Source organism: Promicromonospora iranensis (assembly GCF_028994775.1).
GTDB lineage: Bacteria > Actinomycetota > Actinomycetes > Actinomycetales > Cellulomonadaceae > Promicromonospora > Promicromonospora iranensis_A.
This window is the reverse complement of record NZ_JAJQMN010000006.1, coordinates 348189-366963: the sequence shown is the minus strand read 5'-3', so window position 1 is coordinate 366963 and position 18775 is coordinate 348189. Positions and strand designations below refer to the sequence as shown.

General features: G+C 71.4%; 13 protein-coding genes. 9 read left to right on the top strand and 4 right to left on the bottom strand.

Annotated features, from left to right (window positions below; genetic code table 11):
• Nucleotides 1–196 precede the first annotated feature (196 nt).
• The 3 genes from LUU90_RS13790 (at nt 197) to clpX (ending at nt 3165) form a co-directional block, all read left to right on the top strand.
• On the top strand, nt 197–832 hold the full coding sequence (locus LUU90_RS13790) for an ATP-dependent Clp protease proteolytic subunit (protein WP_425596229.1): 636 nt from the start codon (nt 197–199) through the stop codon (nt 830–832).
• A 43-nt stretch (nt 833–875) separates the two neighbouring features.
• A complete protein-coding gene (locus LUU90_RS13785; RefSeq protein WP_275003994.1) occupies nt 876–1595 on the top strand; it encodes an ATP-dependent Clp protease proteolytic subunit in 720 nt (239 codons plus the stop codon).
• A 280-nt stretch (nt 1596–1875) separates the two neighbouring features.
• Nucleotides 1876–3165, top strand: coding sequence for an ATP-dependent Clp protease ATP-binding subunit ClpX (clpX, locus tag LUU90_RS13780; RefSeq protein ID WP_275003993.1), 1290 nt, complete (start codon nt 1876–1878; stop codon nt 3163–3165).
• A 129-nt stretch (nt 3166–3294) separates the two neighbouring features.
• Here clpX and LUU90_RS13775 read toward each other — a convergent pair whose 3' ends face one another.
• The gene (locus LUU90_RS13775) at nt 3295–5124 is read right to left on the bottom strand and encodes an AMP-dependent synthetase/ligase (RefSeq protein ID WP_275003992.1); all 1830 of its coding nucleotides are present in this window, start codon (nt 5122–5124) and stop codon (nt 3295–3297) included.
• A gap of 151 nt (nt 5125–5275) precedes the next feature.
• Between LUU90_RS13775 and LUU90_RS13770 the strand changes: the two genes are divergently transcribed.
• The 3 genes from LUU90_RS13770 (at nt 5276) to LUU90_RS13760 (ending at nt 7688) form a co-directional block, all read left to right on the top strand.
• Entirely contained in the window at nt 5276–5623 is a 348-nt protein-coding gene (locus tag LUU90_RS13770; protein WP_275003991.1) for a chorismate mutase, read from the top strand.
• A 201-nt stretch (nt 5624–5824) separates the two neighbouring features.
• On the top strand, nt 5825–7006 hold the full coding sequence (locus LUU90_RS13765) for a hypothetical protein (RefSeq protein WP_275003990.1): 1182 nt from the start codon (nt 5825–5827) through the stop codon (nt 7004–7006).
• A gap of 175 nt (nt 7007–7181) precedes the next feature.
• Nucleotides 7182–7688 carry a DUF1877 family protein gene (locus tag LUU90_RS13760; RefSeq protein WP_275003989.1) on the top strand — a complete coding sequence of 169 codons (507 nt, stop codon included), beginning with the start codon at nt 7182–7184 and terminating at the stop codon, nt 7686–7688.
• A gap of 176 nt (nt 7689–7864) precedes the next feature.
• Here the strand turns inward: LUU90_RS13760 and valS are convergent, their stop codons facing one another.
• Together valS and LUU90_RS13750 are read right to left on the bottom strand one after the other, a co-directional pair.
• Nucleotides 7865–10618, bottom strand: a complete 2754-nt coding sequence (valS, locus tag LUU90_RS13755) for a valine--tRNA ligase (RefSeq protein WP_275003988.1) — start codon at nt 10616–10618, stop codon at nt 7865–7867.
• Nucleotides 10619–10751: 133 nt separating this feature from the next.
• Nucleotides 10752–14381, bottom strand: coding sequence for an ATP-binding cassette domain-containing protein (locus tag LUU90_RS13750; protein WP_275003987.1), 3630 nt, complete (start codon nt 14379–14381; stop codon nt 10752–10754).
• 136 nt (nt 14382–14517) lie between these two features.
• Between LUU90_RS13750 and LUU90_RS13745 the strand changes: the two genes are divergently transcribed.
• Genes LUU90_RS13745 through LUU90_RS13735 form a run of 3 tightly spaced genes read left to right on the top strand, consistent with a single transcriptional unit; the run spans nt 14518 to nt 17157 of the window.
• Nucleotides 14518–15246 carry an AraC family transcriptional regulator gene (locus LUU90_RS13745; protein WP_275003986.1) on the top strand — a complete coding sequence of 243 codons (729 nt, stop codon included), beginning with the start codon at nt 14518–14520 and terminating at the stop codon, nt 15244–15246.
• A gap of 10 nt (nt 15247–15256) precedes the next feature.
• Complete coding sequence (locus tag LUU90_RS13740) at nt 15257–16132, top strand: hypothetical protein (RefSeq protein ID WP_275003985.1); 876 nt, start codon at nt 15257–15259, stop codon at nt 16130–16132.
• Nucleotides 16133–16164: 32 nt separating this feature from the next.
• On the top strand, nt 16165–17157 hold the full coding sequence (locus tag LUU90_RS13735) for a TIGR03557 family F420-dependent LLM class oxidoreductase (RefSeq protein ID WP_275003984.1): 993 nt from the start codon (nt 16165–16167) through the stop codon (nt 17155–17157).
• Between the two features lie 13 nt (nt 17158–17170).
• Here LUU90_RS13735 and LUU90_RS13730 read toward each other — a convergent pair whose 3' ends face one another.
• Nucleotides 17171–18748 carry a serine/threonine-protein kinase gene (locus tag LUU90_RS13730; protein WP_275004051.1) on the bottom strand — a complete coding sequence of 526 codons (1578 nt, stop codon included), beginning with the start codon at nt 18746–18748 and terminating at the stop codon, nt 17171–17173.
• Nucleotides 18749–18775 lie beyond the last annotated feature (27 nt).

Sequence of the window (18775 nt, the reverse complement as noted above, 5' to 3'; positions counted from 1 at the left end):
CGGACGGCGGTCCGCACCCTCGGCGTGAGGGTGCGGACCGCCGTCGGCGTTCCCCCTGACTTCGCCGTGGGCAGCACCGATGCGCTGTAGGCGAAACGGCCGCCGGATCGGGAGTTCAGGCGGGCAGGGGCACGTTAGGGTCGAGCGACACGACGTCGTAGGACGTGGTCCAAAGACGAGAGTCAGAACCGAGGAGATGGACGTGAACGATCTGCTGCGGATGGATGCTGGGCCGGTAGCGCGGACGGAGGGTGCTGGCTTCGGGCTCAACGACTCCATCTACAACCGGCTGCTCAAGGAGCGCATCATCTGGCTGGGGTCGGAGGTGCGCGATGAGAACGCGAACGCGATCAGCGCGCAGATGATGCTTCTCGCGGCCGAGGACCCCGACAAGGACATCTGGCTGTACATCAACTCGCCCGGCGGCTCCATCACGGCCGGCATGGCGATCTACGACACCATGCAGTTCATCAAGCCGGACGTGGCGACCGTCGCGATGGGGATGGCTGCATCCATGGGACAGTTCCTGCTGTCCTCCGGCACGAAGGGCAAGCGGTACATCACGCCCCACGCCCGCGTGCTGATGCACCAGCCGTCGGGTGGCGTCGGCGGAACCGCGACCGACGTACGCATCGGTGCGCAGCTCATCATGCACATGAAGAAGGTGCTCGCCGAGCTGACGTCCGAGCAGACCGGGCAGCCGATCGAGAAGATCATCAAGGACAACGACCGGGACAACTGGTTCACGGCCTCCGAGGCGCTGGAGTACGGCTTCGTCGATCACGTCGTCGAGACCGCCGCGCTGGCCGGCGGCGGCGGCATGGCCAGCTGACCGCCCGGAAACGCATACTTACCTTTATTGCGAGGAGACCATCGTGAGTCCTGAAGCCCAGTTCATCGCAGCCGCAGAGCGCCTTGCCGGTGCACGCGCCCACTCGGGCATGGGGCTGCCTTATGCCACCGCCGGCGCCACGCCGTCCGCGCGCTACGTGCTTCCGCAGTTCGAGGAGCGCACCGCGTACGGCTTCAAGCGCCAGGACCCGTACACCAAGCTGTTCGAGGACCGCATCATCTTCCTGGGTGTCCAGGTCGACGACGCGTCCGCCGACGACGTCATGGCCCAGCTGCTGGTCCTGGAGACCCAGGACCCGGACCGTGACATCTCGATCTACATCAACTCCCCGGGTGGCTCGTTCACGGCCATGACTGCGCTGTACGACACCATGCAGTTCATCAAGCCGCAGATCCAGACCACCTGCCTGGGCCAGGCGGCGTCGGCCGCGGCCGTCCTGCTGGCCGCCGGCCAGCCGGGCAAGCGTCTGGCGCTCCCGAACTCCCGTGTGCTGATCCACCAGCCCGCGATGGAGGGTGGCGGCTACGCGCAGGCCTCGGACATCGAGATCCACGCGAACGAGCTCATCCGCATGCGCGAGTGGCTCGAGCTGACGCTGTCGACGCACAGTGGCAAGCCGCTGGCCCAGGTGCGGGACGACATCGAGCGGGACAAGATCCTGACCGCCGCACAGGCCAAGGAGTACGGCCTGGTCGACGAGGTGCTCGAGTCGCGCAAGCCCGTCGCAGTAGTGACGAACTGATCTCTCGGTCTCGTCGAGTCCGCTTCCTGACGCCGGGGCGCGCCACCAATACCGGTGGACGACACGCCCCGGCGTCGGGCATGGTGGGACACGCTGCACAGAACATGACAAAATTGTCATGATGTGGTGAATATCGGTCGTGCGACCCGCCGGGCCGCCGGGCTGACAACAGGCCACCGGTGGTGTGGAATGGATGTAAGACCGCTCGACGTTGCGGATCTGCTGGGTCAACCGGCCTGTGCGGGACTCCGTGAGGGTGCACAAGGCGAGGAGACAGGTAGTGGTGCGAATCGGTGACGGCGCGGAACTGCTGAAGTGCAACTTCTGCGGCAAGTCGCAGAAGCAGGTGAAGAAGCTGATCGCCGGGCCGGGCGTGTACATCTGCGACGAGTGCATCGAGCTGTGCAACGAGATCATCGAGGAAGAGCTCGGTGAGGCAGCCGAGCTCGGGCTGACAGAGCTGCCCAAGCCTCGCGAGATCTTCGACTTCCTCGAGCAGTACATCATCGGCCAGGACCCCGCCAAGCGCGCCCTGGCCGTCGCGGTCTACAACCACTACAAGCGTATCCAGGCCGGCGAGGCCGGCCGGTCGATCAGCCCGGACGATCAGGACCCGGTGGAGATCGCCAAGTCCAACATCCTGCTCATCGGCCCCACGGGCACGGGTAAGACCTATCTGGCGCAGACGCTGGCCAAGATGCTCAACGTGCCGTTCGCGATCGCCGACGCGACCGCTCTCACCGAGGCCGGCTACGTGGGCGAGGACGTCGAGAACATCCTGCTCAAGCTGATCCAGGCCGCGGACTACGACGTCAAGAAGGCCGAGACGGGCATCATCTACATCGACGAGGTCGACAAGGTGGCCCGCAAGGCGGAGAACCCGTCGATCACGCGCGACGTGTCCGGCGAGGGCGTCCAGCAGGCGCTTCTGAAGATCATCGAGGGCACCACCGCATCGGTGCCGCCGCAGGGCGGGCGCAAGCACCCGCACCAGGAGTTCATCCAGATCGACACGACGAACGTGCTGTTCATCGTGGCGGGCGCCTTCGCAGGGCTGGACGACATCGTCGCCGCCCGGTCCCGCAAGCGCGGCATCGGGTTCAGCGCCCCCATGGAGTCGATCGCGGTCGACGAGGACCTCTTCGCCGAGGTCCGGCCCGAGGACCTGCAGAAGTACGGCCTGATCCCCGAGTTCATCGGCCGGCTGCCCGTCATCGCGTCCGTCTCGCCGCTCGACCGGGACGCCCTGGTACGGATCCTCACGGAGCCCAAGAACGCCCTCGTGAAGCAGTACAAGCGCATGTTCGAGATCGACGGTGTGGAGCTCGAGTTCGACGAGCCCGCCGTCGGCGCCATCGCGGAGCAGGCCCTGCTCCGCGGGACCGGCGCACGTGGCTTGCGGGCGATCCTCGAAGAGGTGCTCCAGCAGGTCATGTTCGACGTGCCGAGCCGCGACGACATCGAGCGTGTGGTCATCACCCGCGACGTGGTGCTCGACAACGTGAACCCGACGGTGGTGCCGCGCAAGAACCCCGTGCGAGGCCGTCAGCCGCGCGAGAAGAGCGCGTAGCGGACCGAAGGGCCGGGCACACAGCAAGAACGCCTGCCGGGTCTCGACAGGCTCGACCTCGTGGTCGAGCTGGTCGGGACCGGGCAGGCGTTCTTGCGTGATGCGTCAGGGCGGGTCGGGCCCGGACCGTCAGCGCGCGGCGGTGGCCCTGGTCTGCGGCACCGGCGCGTACAGGGCGTCGATGGTGCTCGCGAAGTCGGCGATCACCTTGGAGCGCTTCACCTTGATGGACGGCGTGAGGTACCCGTTGGCCTCGGTGAAGTCGATGTCGAGCACCGTGATCCTGCGGATCGACTCGGCCTTGGACACCGCCTCGTTCGCGTGGGCGACCGCCTTGTCGAGCTCGGCCAGCACCTTCGGGTGCACGCGGGCCTCCGCCACGGACAGCTTGGGCAGGCCGTTCGCCGCGCACCAGCCGGGCAGCATCTCGGCGTCGAGCGTGACGAGGGCGCCGATGAAGGGACGCTGGTCGCCGACCACGACCACCTGGCTGACGATCGGGTGGGCGCGCATGCGGTCCTCGAGGACGGCCGGGGCGACGTTCTTGCCGCCGGCCGTCACGATGATCTCCTTCTTGCGGCCCGTGATGTGCAGGTGGCCGTGCTCGTCGAGGCGGCCGAGGTCACCGGTGCGGAACCAGCCGCCCGCGAACGCCTCGTCGGTCAGCTGCGGCTCGTTGCGGTAGCCGCGGAAGATGTGCGGCCCACGCAGCAGCACCTCGCCGTCGTCCGCGATGCTGATGTCCGTGCCGAAGAAGGCCGGGCCCACCGAGCCGATCACGATCTGTCCGGGGCGGTTGACCGCGGTCGGGGCGGTGGTCTCGGTGAGGCCGTACCCCTCGAGGATGGTCACGCACGCGCCGCGGAAGAAGTGGCCGAGGCGTTCGCCGAGGGGCGCGCCGCCGGAGACCGCCCACTTCAGCTGGCCGCCCATGGTGGCCTTGAGCTTGCTGTAGACGAGCTTGTCGGCGATCGCGTGCTTCGTCCGGAGCGCGCGTCCGGGGCCGTCCGGGGCGTCCATGGCCCGGGACCAGTCCTCGGCGACCCGGGCGGACCAGGTGAAGATCTTGGCCTTGAGGCCCGACGACGCCTTCTGCTCGGCGCTGTTGTAGACCTTCTCGAACACGCGCGGCACGGCGAGCAGGTAGGTCGGGCGGAAGGTGCCCAGGTCGGCCACGAGGTTCTTGATGTCCGGGGCGTGGCCCAGCACGGCGCTGCCAGCGATCGTCGCGACCTCGACGAAGCGCGCGAACACGTGCGCGAGGGGGAGGAACAGGAGCGTGCGGGCGTTCTCGGCCTGCAGCAGCTCCGGGATGCCGACGGCTGCATTCATCGAGAGGTGCGCGAAGTTGCCGTGCGTGAGCTCGACACCCTTGGGTCGGCCGGTGGAGCCGGAGGTGTAGATGATGGTCGCCAGGTCGTCGCGGCGGACGGCGTCGCGGCGTTCGGCGACGATGCCGGCGGAGAGGTTGGTGCCACCCTTGCGCAGGTCGAGGACGGCGTCGTCGTCGATGAGGAGGATGTCCTCGAGCGTGGGCAGGCTGGCGCGCACGCTGCGGACCGTCTCGGCGTGCGCACGGGACTCGACGACGATCAGGCGCACGTCCGCGTCGGACAGGATCCACTGGACCTGCTCTGCCGAGGACGTCTCGTAGACCGGCACGGCCACGGCGCCGGCGGCCCAGATGGCGAAGTCGATCAGGGTCCACTCGTAGCGGGTGCGCGACATGATCGCCACGCGGTCGCCAGGTCCGACGCCGCGGGCCACCAGGCCGCGGGCGACGGCGAGGACCTCGTCCTCGAACTGACGGGCCGACACCGCGGTCCACGGGCCGTTCGGGGTCTCACGCCGCTCGATGAGCGCCTCGTCTCCGGAGCGTGCCACGCGGTCCGCGAGGATCGTGTTGATGCTGGTGCCTTCTGGCACCTCCACCAAGGCCGGCGACGTGGCGAGTGTCATCTGCTGCTCTCCGTTGAAGTCTTGAAGAGGTGAAGCCAGAGTTCTGGGCCTTCACCAAGTTGCGTGCCTGCTCGCCAGACTGTAGCCGATCCACGTTGCAGGTCGGAACAGCCTTCGCCGGTGATCCCCCCGGGCGGGTTAGCCTCTTCCTGTGTCTGACAACGAACCGACCAGTGCTCCGGTGCCGTCCGAGATCATCCGGCTCCGCGGGAGCATCGACAACATCGACGCGGCGCTCGTCCACCTGCTCGCCGAGCGGTTCAAGATGACGCGGAGGGTCGGAGAGCTGAAGGCGGTGGGTGGCCTTCCGCCGGCGGACCCGTCGCGCGATCAGCAGCAGATCGCCCGGCTCACGGCGATCGCCGAGGAGTCGGGCCTCGACCCCGAGTTCGCCGTGCAGTTCCGCCAGTTCATCGTGAGCGAGGTGATCCGCCACCACGAGGTGATCGCAGCGCGGCACAAGGGCGACAACCTCCCTGAGGTCGACACATACGCTTGAAGGGGTTAGCACTTGTCGTCGCTTGACCCTTTGCGGGTCGTTGATCGACGTCGGGTGGCAGAAACTTGGTGCTCCGGTCACAGGTAATTCCCGCCTGGGGGTGGCGTGTGCCCGCGATCCGTCGTTTCCTGGAGGGAACGCCGGGGCGAGGTCGTGCGGTAGGGCATCACTTCGACCTCGGCGGGAGACGCGGAGGTTCGAATGAAGATCGACTGGCTCAAACCCCTCCTCGGCCACCCGGGCCCCTTTGCGACACTGCACCTGGACGCGACGCCGTCCGAGCAGGCCGCCGACCGCGACGTCGAAGGTCGTTGGAACGCGGCGCGCAAGGATCTGGCGCAGCAAGGGGCGCCGAACGCCGTGCTCGACGCGATCCAAGAGGTGGTGTTGCGGCCCACGAGGGTCCCGGGGCCGCACGGCCGTGTGGTCATAGCGGACGACACGGGTGTGCTGGTGGACCGCGTGGTGAACAACCCGCCGACCGCGACGACGAGCTCATGGGCAGCGGTGCCGGCGCTGCTGCAGGCGGCGCTGGCCGCCGACGAGTCCGTGGAGCTGCTCAAGGTGGCGGTGGACCGGCAGGGTGCCGACTTCCTGCGGGCGGGGCCGGGCGGCAAGGAGCACAGCACCTTCCAGGCGCCGCACGACGAGATCGAGAAGTCCGGGTCCAACGAGGTCAAGCGTGCGCGCATCGAGTCCCGTGCCGAGGACTCGTGGGAGCGCAACGCGGCCGCCGTGGCTACCGAGATCGAACGTCGGGTCGCCGAGTCCAGGCCGGAGCTGGTGCTGCTGACGGGGGACGTGCGGGCTGTCGCCCTGGTCCGTGCGGCGCTGACGGCGCCGACCACGGAGAAGGTGGTCGAGGTCTCGGGCGGCGGCCGCAGCGGCGGCGGTGTCCACGAGGGCGCGTTCGCCGAACGCGTCGGTGAGGCCCTCGACTCGTACCGGGAGCGCCGCAGAGAGCGCGTCCTGGCGGAGCTGCGGCAGGAGCTCGGCCGTGAGTCGAACGCGGTGACCTCGGTGGGCGACGTCGTCTCGGTGCTCGCCCGAGGACAGGTCAAGGAACTCGTCCTGGCCGAGGAGTACGGCACGGGCGGCTCGCCCATGAACGGCCGCAAGCTCTGGATCGGGCCGGACCCGATGCACATCGCGTCGTCCCGGTCCGAGCTCGAGGCGCTGGGCGTGACGGAGCAGCTGGAGGAGCTGCCGGCCTCGGTGGCGCTCGTGCGCGCCGCGGTGGGGCAGGACGCCGGCCTGACGTTCGCGCCGGAGGGATCGGTCGAGCTCATGGACGGGGTCGCGGCGACGCTGCGCTGGCGTGACGAAGGCACGCCAACGGAGGCGCTCGCGAGCATGTCGGGGGATGATCGAAGGTTGCACTGACCGCGCACGTGAATTCGGTGTGAATTCTGATGCCCGTTCTGGGGGACTAAAGACCCCAGAACGGGCATCAGTTCGTATGGAATTTCCGTTTTACCGTGTATGGGAAAATGTTGCATCGAAATGTGTCCGTTTTGCCCATACACACGGAAACGCATTATCGGTACGGTCACGGGCCATGGGGATGATTCATTGTGAGTACGCGCGGCTTGCCGCCGACGACTTCGACAAGGCACGGACCGATCCGACCTGGGCGCTGGAGCACATCGACGAGCTCGCGGGCGAATGGGTCCAGATGGACCTCCCGGCACAGGAGGCGAGGTACTTCAGCATCGGTACCGTCTGGGGTCCGCTGCACAACGTGCTGCGGGTCCACGGCGAGATGCCCGTCGACCCGGTGCAGGGCGGTGCCGCGCTCGGGGCTGCCGAGGGAATCACGCCGGTGCGCTACCTGGGCCCCGAGGATGTGGAGAAGGCCGCCGCGTTCCTGGTCGGCACGTCGTTCGACACCCTGGCACCGCTCGCCGACGCCACCCGGCTGTGCGACGAGGACGTCTGCCCGGACCCGAGCGAGCACGCCGCCGAGACGGACGCCGAGCGCCTGGCGCAGGCGTACGGCGAGCTGGCCGCGTTCTACGGTGCGGCTGCCGAGGCCGGCGACGCAGTGGTGCTGATGCTCAACTGACGTACCGGGCCGGTGCGCCACGCGTGTGGCGCACCGTGCCTCCGACCGATCTCTGGCAGCACGGAGACAAAAGACCGGGGCGGTGGTGCTGCTCAGCACCACCGCCCCGGTTCTGTCTTGCCCCGGTCTGGCTCGCCCCGTCTGGCTCGGCACGGTCCGCGCCGATGGGCGAAAAGTCAGCCCTTGTTGCGGGGCGGGGCCTCGCCCAGCTCGCTCGACGTCACGACCATCCCGCCCTGTACCGCCTGGTCACCCTGGCCCTCGGCAGCCGCGACCAGGTCGAGCGCACCGGTGACGCGGCCCGCGGCCTTGATGTCCTCGACGGCCGTCCGGACGGCCGTCAGGGACGCTGCCGGCACCGCCAGTGACGCCGCCAGGATCGGTGTCCGCATCGATGCCTTGGCCTCGGACTTCACCTTGCGCAGTGCCGCCAGGGCGTGCCCAGCCGCCGCGAGGTCGGCAGGGTCGGCGTCACCGGACGCCGCACGCAGCGGCTCCGCGTCGGGCCACTCCGCACGGTGCACCGAACCCTCGCGCCACCAGGACCAGACCTCTTCCGTGGCGAACGGCAGGTAGGGCGCCAGGAGCCGCAGCATGGTGTCGAGCGCGATCGCCAGGGTGGTGCGGGCCGACGTCGTCTCGGGGGAGACGTCCGCCGAGTCGGCACCGGCGCCGTAGGCACGGTCCTTGACGAGCTCGAGGTAGTCGTCGCAGAACGCCCAGAAGAACGTCTCCGTGAGCTCGAGCGCGCGCGTGTGGTCGTAGGACTCCAGCGCCGCGGTGGCCTGCTCGACGACGCCTCCCAGGCCGGCGAGCATCGACCGGTCGAGAGCGACGGTCACGGCCGCCGGGTCGAGCGCGATCTCGCTGCCCGCGCCGCCGCCGAACGACAGCGCGAACTTCGAGGCGTTGAGGACCTTGATCGCCAGGCGGCGACCGATCTTCATCTGCCCCACCTCGAACGCTGCGTCCGTGCCCAGGCGGGCCGACGCCGCCCAGTACCGCACCGCGTCCGAGCCGTGCTCCACGAGCAGGTCCATGGGCGTGACGACGTTGCCCTTGGACTTCGACATCTTCTTGCGGTCCGGGTCGAGGATCCAGCCGCTGATCGTGGCGTTCTTCCACGGCAGCACCCGGTTCTCCAGGTGCGAGCGCACGACGGTGGAGAACAGCCACGTGCGGATGATGTCCTGACCCTGGGGGCGCAGGTCCATCGGGTAGACGCGGTCGAAGAGGTCCTGGTCCCGCTCCCAGCCGGCGACGATCTGCGGGGTCAGGGAGGAGGTGGCCCAGGTGTCCATGACGTCGGCGTCGCCGACGAAACCGCCGGCCTGGCCGCGCTGGTCCTCCGTGTAGCCGGCGGGCGCCTGCGAGGTCGGGTCGATCGGCAGCGACTCCTCGGCCGGGACGATCGGGTGGTCGTAGTCGACCTCGCCGTTCGCGTCGACCGGGTACCACAGCGGGATCGCGACACCGAAGAAGCGCTGCCGGCTCACGAGCCAGTCGCCGTTGAGGCCGTTGACCCAGTTCTCGTACCGCACCCGCATGAAGTCCGGGTGGAAGTCGAGCTCCTTGCCGCGGGCCAGCAGCTCCTCGCGCAGCTCCTTGTCGCGACCGCCGTTGCGGATGTACCACTGGCGCGAGGTCACGATCTCGAGGGGCTTGTCGCCCTTCTCGAAGAAGTTCGCCTTGCGCTGCGTGGCCACCGGCTCGGTCGGCATGTCGCCCGACGCGGTGAGCGCGTCGACGATCGCCTTGCGGGCGCTGAACGTCGTCTTGCCCGCGACCTCCGCCTCGAACAGCTCGGCGCCCGGGCCGCCCGCGAGCCACTCCGGCACCTCACGCGTGATGCGGCCGTCGCGGTTGATGATCGAGCGGGTCGGCAGCTGCAGCTCGCGCCACCACTGCACGTCGGTGAGGTCACCGAAGGTGCAGCACATCGCGATGCCCGCGCCCTTGTCCGGCTCGGCCAGGTGGTGGGCAAGCACGGGGACCTCGACACCGAACAGCGGCGACTTCACGGTCGTGCCGAACAGGTGCTGGTAGCGCTCGTCGTCCGGGTGTGCGATGAGCGCGACGACGGCGGGGATCAGCTCCGGGCGGGTGGTCTCGATGTAGACCGGCTCGCCGTCGGCCTGGTGGAACGCGACCTTGTGGAAGTGGCCGGGGTAGTCCCGGGCCTCCAGCTCGGCCTGCGCGACGGCGGTCTGGAACGTGACGTCCCACAGGCCCGGCGCCTCGGCCTGGTAGGCCTCACCGCGCTGCAGGTTGCGCACGAAGGCACGCTGCGCCGTGGCGCGCGAGCTGTCGCCGATGGTCTGATACGTCTGTGCCCAGTCCACCGAGATGCCGAGGCGGCGCCACAGCTCCTCGAACTGCTTCTCGTCCTCGGCGGTCAGACGCTCGCACAGCTCGACGAAGTTGCGGCGGCTGATCGGGACCTGGTCGGCGGCCTTGACGCTCTTGCCGGTGCCCTCGAACGGCGGGGTGAAGTCCGGGTCGTAGGGCAGCGACAGGTCGACGCGCACGCCGTAGTAGTTCTGGACGCGGCGCTCGGTGGGCAGGCCGTTGTCGTCCCAGCCCATGGGGTAGAAGACCTCGAGGCCGCGCATGCGCTTGAAGCGCGCCACGATGTCCGTGTGCGTGTAGCTGAACACGTGTCCCACGTGCAGCGATCCCGACGCGGTCGGCGGCGGCGTGTCGATCGAGTAGATCTCGTCGCGCGTCTTGGTGCGGTCGAACGCGAAGGTCTTCTCGGCGGTCCAGCGCTCGTCGAACTTCGTCTCGAGCCCGTCCGTGCTGACCTTGTCCGGTACCTCCTTGACCACCGCGCGTACGACGTCGGCGCCGGTGACCTCGGCGGTCGAGGAGTCGAGGGCTGGTGTGGTCGCGGCCGGGTCCGTCGGCCCGGAGGAGGCAGGGATGCTCATGCGCACCAGTGTCCCAGATTCGAGCAAGCCGAAGTGCACGCTTTCCACAGGCAGCGGCCGTGTCGCCGGCGATGTGCTGCAGGTGGGTCGAGACCGTCGCGGCCGACGCCTCGGCCGGCGAGCCGGCGGCCCGTCACCCGGCGAGGTGGGACCAGCGCGGTTCCAGGTCACGCCAGTGCCCGACGGCGGCGACGCGCCCGTGCTCGAGCACGAGCACCCGGTCGGCGGCGGCCAGGGTCGCCGCGCGGGACGTCGTGCCGAGCACGGTGGCGCCGGCGGCCCGCAGCCCTGACCACACCTCCGCCTCGGTGACCGCGTCGAGGGCGGAGGAGACGTCGTCCACGAGGATCAGGTCGGACCCCGTGGCCAACGCCCGGGCCAGCCCCAGACGTTGCACCTGACCGCCCGAGAGGCGCAGGCCACGGTGCCCCACCAGGGTGGCGGTGCCGCCCGCCTCGGCGACGTCACGGGCCAGCCCGGCGGCGTCGACCGGGCCGGTGAGGGGGCGGTCGTGGTCGAGCCGCACGTTGTCGGCGAGGGTTCCCGACACGACGTGCGGCACCTGCGCGACGTGCGCCACGCGGGGCGGGCGCAGGAACGTCTCCGGATCGGTGACGTCGGCGCCGTTCCAGGTCAGCCGCCCGCCGACGTCGACGAGACCCGACAGCGCCCCGAGCAGCGACGACTTGCCCGACCCGACCCGGCCCACCACCAGGACGAGCTCGCCGCGCCGCACGGTGAGGTCCACGCCCGCGACGCCCACCGTGCCGTCGTCGTGCGTCGCGCTCACGCCGTCGAGCCGCAGCTCCCGCAGCTCGCCCGACACCCCGGGTGCCGGCGCCGGAGGGTTGGCCGTACCGGCGAACAGGTCCAGGTCGTCGGGCACGTCGGCGAGCCGTTCGGTGCCGGCGTACCGGGACGTCACCTCGACCCAGCGGCGGGCGGACGCCCCGCTGGTGACGAGCTCACCCAGCCCGTACCCGATCCAGCTGAACGTGCCGATCGAGGTGCTGACCAGCAGGGTGGTCGCCAGCGACCAGGTGCCGTTCAGGTGCAGCGCCCACGCCAGGACCGCCGCGATCCTGCTGAGCACGGAGGGCGCCAGTCCGACGAGAAAGTCGGTGCGCTCCTCGCGCAGGGAAGCCTGCACGCGTCGACCGTCCACCCGGGCCACCTGAGCGAGGACGCCGCCGGTCGCGGCCCCGAGCTTGACGGTGCGTACGGCGTCGAGCGCCGACCCGAGCAGGCGGCCCAGCTCCGCCGCGGCGTCACCCGCGCGGCGTGCGGCGGCCGCGACGGACCGGCTGCCCAGCACCTGCGCCGCGAACATCACCGCCGCCATGGCCAGCCCGATCGCGCCGGCGAGCAGGCTGCCGCTCAGCACCACGAGCAGCGCCAGGGTGAACGGTCCGGTGAGGACCTCGCGCCAGGCCTGGGTGTGACCGGTGAGCCGGTACTCCTCCTGGGCGCGCGCGGCGATCTCGCCGGGCGCGTCGCGCACGGTGCGGCGCTGCGCCGTCTGCCCGCGCAGGACGGCGAGCCGGAGACGTAACCGAGAGTCGGCCCACCAGCGGGCGCTCGTCAGCCGGACCGTGAACGGCAGCAGCGTGTTCGTCACCACCGCCGCCAGGATCGCGCACACCAGCAGCCAGGGCGCCGAGCCCTGCTCCAGGTCGACGACGAGCGACGCCCACAGCCACCCGACGATCAGGCCGGTCGAGGTGAGGTAGTCCGCGAGCTCCCACACGACCGCCGGGAGTAGCAGGCCGAGCGGGCGGGCGCGCAGCGTGCTCCACACGGCACGCACCATCGACGTGCGGGGCGGCGGTGCGGGATCGTGGCTCGGTCCGGACGCGGCGGCGCTCGCCGCACGGTCGGCACGGTCGGCACGGTCAGCACGGTCAGCACAGACGGCACCGGAGACACCCGCGGCGCCGACGGCACCGGACGTGGCCTGCGCCGACAGGTTCGCGGCGGGATCGGCGGCGCCGGCCACCTCCCCGGAAGCCTGCGGGGTCGTCCGCCCGCCGTCCGCGTACCCGAGGCCTGCGGCGGCGACGAGCTGGGCGAAGTGTCCGTCGGACGCCGCCAGCCGGTCCCAGGGGCCGTGCTCCACCAGGCGCCCGCCGTCGAGCACCGCCACGGTGTCGGCGTGCCGTGCGGTGGGCAGCCGGTGCGCGACGACCAGCGCCGTGCGGCCCGCCAGGAGCGCCCGGGCGGCGAGGGTGACCCGTTCCGCCGTGGCCGGGTCCATCCGGGCCGTCGCCTCGTCGAGCACGACCACCTCGACATCGCGCACCAGGAGCCGCGCGAAGGCGACGAGCTGCTCCTCCCCGGCTGACAGGGTCACGCCGTCGGACCCGAGGCGGGTGTCCAGGCCCTGCGGGAGCGATTCGACCCAGGCCCGCAGGCCGAGCGCGTCCACCGCCCGCTCCACGCGTTCCGCCGGCACGGGCGCCCAGAGCGTGATGTTGTCGGCGAGCGTCGCGGCGAGGATCTCGGTGCGCTGCCCCACGACGCCGACCCGCGTGCGCAGCTCGTGCAGGTCAAGCCCGGTGATGTCCCGGCCGTCCAGGAAGACGCTGCCGACGGGTGTGTCGACCGCACGGGACAGCATCTTGGTCAGCGTCGTCTTGCCCGAGCCCGTGCGTCCCACCAGCGCGCAGGTGCTGCCCGCCGAGATGGTGAGCGACAGCGGGCCCAGGGTGAAGCCGCCGCCGTACCCGAAGGTCAGGTCGCGCAGCTCGACGTCGACCCCGGCGTCCCGCGCGGGGAAGGCCGCGCCGCCGACGGGTTCCTGGGGAACGGCCAGCAGCTCGCGTACGCGCTGGAACGTGCCGATCGCCTCCTCGACCCGGGGCAGGAGGCGGCCCAGGACGTCCACCCGGCCGACGAACCCCGTGACGAGCAGCCACAGCGTGACCAGCCGAGCGACGTCGAGCGTGCCGCCCGTGACGGCCCACACCCCGCCGACGAGCACGGCCCCGACGAGCGCGTCCAGCGGCAGCTCCGTGCGCAGCCGCACCCGGGAGAACACGACGGACCACTCCTCCCGGAGCCGGATCTGGCGCGCCGCCAGCTCGGCGTACCGCCGAAGCACGTACCGCTGACCCTGGGCGGTGCGTAGGTCGTCCCGGGCCGCGACCGCCTCCTCGAGCTGCGCCATGTGGTCCGAGACCGCCTCGGAGCTGCGCCTGCTGAGGTCGCGCAAGGGCCGCGCCGACCGCCGTGCGAACAGGAGCACCACCGCGGCCACCAGCGGGAACGCCATCCAGGCCGGCCACCACACCAGGCCGGCGGCGACCCACCCCACCACCAGGCTGATCGCCGCCTGCCCCAGCGTGATGCCGATGCCGCTGATCGCGCGGGTGAGCCGTTCGGGATCACCGTTGACGCGGTCCAGGAGCTCGCCCACCGCCTGCTCCTCGAGCGCGGGCAGCGGCTGGCCCAGGGCCGCGGCGGCGAGGTCGCACCGGAGCGTGGCCTCCGCCCGGGCCACGGCGCGCTGCACGACCAGCCACGTCACGGCGTCCAGCACCACCACCGCCGCGCTCACCGCCGCGAGCACGATCAGCGTGTCGCGGGCCGGGTCGGCGGCCATGCGGCCCGTGACCACCGCGGCGTACGACGAGGCCCCGGCCGCCAGCAGTGCGGCCGGGACCGCGACGGCGGCCACCCGCAGCGCACGGCGGCGCCACGGGGTGCGGCGCTGGTCGCGGGACGGGTCGGGTCGACGGCTCGGCCGAGCCGGGGTGTGGGGCACGACATGACTCTGCCACCGGTCACTGACACTCGACCCGCACCTGGACGCCGCCCGGCCGGGCGCGTCGCGGGGAGCCGGTGCGGCCCGTGCTCCGGCACGAGGGTGAGTGTCAGAGGGTCCACGTAGCGTGGTTCACGTGACCTACCGTGAGCTCGCGCCGCCCACCGGCCTCCTGCCGGTGGTCGCCTGCCTGTGGGAGCACGACGTGCCGCCCGGCTGCGAGCAGCGGATCATCCCCGACGGCTGCGTGGACCTGGTGCGGCTCGACGGCGAGCTGGTGGTCGTCGGCGCCGACACGGGGCCGGTCGTGTCCCGGTCCGCCGCCACGCCGTCGGACCGGACCAGCGGCATCCGGCTGCGGCCCGGCGCGGCGGGTGCGGTCCTCGGGCTTCCGGCGTCGGAGGTCCGCGACCAGCGCGTGCCGCTGGCCGACGTGTGGCCCGCCGTCGGCCCTGCGCTCGCCGACGCGCTCGGCACGGCGGACCCGGCAGGGCGGCTGGACCTGCTCGCCCGCGCGGTGCTGCGGCGCAGGGTGGAGCGTGACCAGCTCGTCGCGGCCGCTGCCCGGCGGCTCGGGGTGCCGGGCTCACGGATCTCCGGCGTCGCGCAGGAGCTCGGGGTGAGCGAGCGGCACCTGCATCGCCGCACCGTGGACGCCGTCGGCTACGGGCCCAAGATGCTGGGGCGGGTGGCTCGGCTGCGACGGCTGATCGGTCTGTCCACCGGTCAGGCACCGCCACCGCTCGCGGAACGTGCGGCGACGGCCGGGTACGCGAGCCAGGCGCACATGTCCGACGAGGTGCGCCGCCTGACCGGCCTCACGCCCGTCCGTTTTCTGGAAGACGCCGCCCTGACCGCTGCCTAGTGTCGGAGCCATGAGCACAAGGACGAGGATCGACATCCGAGCCGCACATCGGTTCATCTACGACGACGCCCGCCTGCTGGAGCGGCACCGCCTCGCGGTGTGGTCCGGCGACGCACCGGCCGGCCGGGTCCTGGACGCCCTGCGTCCGTACCGGAACGACGACGGCGGGTGGGGTCATGCCCTGGAGCCCGATCTGCGCGGACCCGACAGCCAGGTCTCGGGTGCGCTGTCGGCGCTCGAGGTGCTCGCCGAGCTGGGCGCCGACGCCGACCCGGACGTCATGCGGCTGGCCACCGAGACCGCCGACTGGCTGGCCTCGGTCGCCCTGACGGACGGCCGGGTGCCGCACGTGCTGCCGACCGCCGCCGACTACCCGGCAGCGCCCTGGATGCAGCCGAACGACGACGGGTTCCTCACGTTCGTGATTGCCGCGCGGCTGTGGGAGCTGGAGGTGCGCCACGAGTGGCTCGACGCCGCGACCACATGGTGCTGGGCCCGGCTCGACGGTGAGACCCCCGTGGGCGGGTACACCGTCATGTTCGCGCTGAGCTTCCTCGACGCGGTGCCGGAGCCGGACCGGGTGGCCCAGGCCGTCGAGCGGCTGCGGCCTGCTCTGGGCGACGACGGGACCATCGGCGTCGAGGGCGGGCAGGACGACGAGAAGCTCAGGCCCCTGGATATGTCGCCCCGGCCCGGCGCACCGAGCCGGGCGCTGTTCTCCGAGGCCCAGATCTCCGCGGAGCTCGACCGGCTGGAGCAGGAGCGGCTGGAGGACGGCGGCTGGGACTTCGACTTCCTGCACTGGTCGCCGGGGCAGACGGTCGAGTGGCGTGGCATCGTCACGCTCGGCGCGTTGCGGACGCTCCGGCTGCACGGCCGGCTCTGAGCCCACGCGGGCGCGGCGTCTAGGCTGTCGGCGTGGTGACCATCGGCTATGCCGCGATGCTCGAACAGTTCGCACCCCGCACGGCGGTGGAGCTGGCGGCGCTCGCCGAGACGCACGGCTTCTCCGGCGTCATGGCGGCGGACCATTTCCAGCCCTGGACCCCGCACCAGGGCCAGGCGGGCTTCGTCTGGAACGTGCTCGCGGCAGCCGCTGAGCACACGACGGGCGACCTGGGGCCGGTGACGGCGCCGACGTTCCGGTGGCATCCGGCGGTGGTGGCCCAGGCGTCGGCGACCCTCGCGGCGATGAACCCGGGCCGGCACTGGCTGGGCGTCGGCTCGGGGGAGGCGCTCAACGAGCACGTGGTGGGCGGCTACTGGCCGGAGGCCGCCGAGCGGATCAACCGCATGTTCGAGGCGGTCGAGATCATCAAGAAGCTCTTCGCCGCGTCGCTGGCCGGACGCGACGTGAAGCATTCGGGCACGTACTTCAAGCTGGAGTCGACCCGCTTGTGGACCATGCCGGAGGTGGCCCCCGAGATCCTGGTCGCGACGGCCGGCCCGGTCACCGCCCGTCGCGCGGGGCGTACGGCGGACGGGCTGATCACACAGGCGGCACCCCTTGACCGGATGGCCTCGCTGCTGACCAGGTTCGCCGACGGCGCCCGCGAGTCCGGTCGCGACCCGGGACAGCTGCCCAAGGCGTTGCAGCTCCACCTCTCCTGGGCACCCACCCACGAGGAAGCGGTGACCAACGCCCTGACCGAGTGGCCGGTGGGCGGCATGCGGTTCCCCCGGTCGGACATCCGCTCGCCGCACGACTTCGCGCAGCTGGCGCGGATGGTGCGGCCCGAGGACTTCGAGGGGCGCGTGCTGATCTCCGCCGACCTGGACGAGCACCGATCGTCGATCCAGCGGTATCTGGACCTCGGGTTCGACCGTATCTACCTGCACAACGTGGGCCGCAACCAGCGCGAGTGGATCGAGACGTTCGGCCGCGAGGTGCTGCCCCAGCTGGTGCGGTGACGCGTCGGCCGGCTCAGGGCGTGACGGCCCAGTACGAGCCGTAGCCGTTCTTGTGCTCGACGAGCACGGCGGCCAACGGCCCGACGTCCGGCAGGGTGACGGTGGTGGTCACCGCCGCGGGGTCCGGGAGGTTCCCCTGGGTCCAGAACGTGTCCTGCGCCGTCGCGTCCGCGCGGTCGCTCTGCCGGACGGTCCCGTCCTGCCCGACGGCGAACACGCCCAGCCACCGGTTCGGCGTCGGGGTCTCGTAGAGGCTGGTCCCTGCCTGGTCGCACGAGAGTGTCAGGGTGGCGAGTCGCCCCTGCACCTGGTCGACGCTCGCGATCCAGCACGATGCGCTGTCGAGCTTGTGCTCGCTCCCCAACGCCCACGGCTGCTCCTGGGTGCCGTCGGCGACCGGCGACGGGACCCGCTCCGGGCGGTCCTCCGGCGGCGCGCCCGTCTGCGTCGGCGTCTGGGTCTGCGTCTGGCTCGGCGTCTGGGTCTGGGTCTGCGGCAGTGTCTGCGGTGCGCCGCCGCCGAGCTCGTCGTCGCCGCTCAGCAGGTCGAGGACGCCGAACGTGGTCCCGGCGAGCACCGCTGCTCCGACGGCCGCCCCCGCGATGATCCGGACGCGACGTCGGGGACGCGGTGTGCGCGGCGCGGAGCCCGTCATGTGCCCAGATGCGTGCGTACCGACCTGAGCTCGTGCGCGAACCTGGGCTCGCGTGCGGAGCAGAGCCACGGGGAGGGTGGCGGCGCCAGGGTCGGGAACGCCGAGGGAGCGCAGGATGGCGTCGGTCGACGGCCTGCCGTCCGGGTCCCGGACCAGGCACGCGTCGAGAAACGGGCGCAGGTACGTGGGGCAGTCGTCGTAGGCGGGCTCCTCCGCCGAGACCCGGTACAGCACCACCGCCGGGTGGTCACCGTCGAAGAGCCGGTTGCCGGTGGCGGCGTAGTAGGCCAGCGCACCCAGCGCCCAGACGTCGGCGGCCGACGTCGCCCGGCTGCCCGAGGCCTGCTCGGGGGCCATGTACACCGGCGTGCCGACCGGCTGTCCGGTCAGGGTCAGGCGGGTCGCGTCGATCGTGCCGACGACGCCCAGGTCGATCAGGCGCGGCCCGTCCGGTCCGAGGATCACGTTGGCCGGCTTGACGTCCCGGTGGACGAGGCCGGCTCGATGCATCTCGTGCAGCGCCTCCGCGACCCCCGCCACCAAGCGCAGCACCTCCGCCTCCGGCAGCGGGCCCTGTGCGGCCAGTGCCTGCGCGAGGGTGGGGCCCGGCACGTACTCGGTGGCGAGCCAGGGGAGCTCCGCGTCGGGATCGGCGTCGATCAGGTTGGCGATGAACCGGCTGCGCACCTTGGCCGCGGCACGCACCTCACGGCGGAATCGCGCGCGGAACTCGTCGTCGTCGAGCTGCGCCCCCCGGATCAGCTTGATGGCCATCTGCTGCCCGCGCCGCGAGGTACCGAGGTAGACGTCGCCCATGCCGCCGCTACCCAGCCGGCTACGGACTCGGAACGGCCCGATCGTGCGTGGTTCACCCGGCCGCAGAGCGGCGGGTTCCGGTACGGGAACCGTCCTCTGGGCGGGCGGGTCGTGCAACACCGGAAGCTTCCCCCTGCTGATCACCGC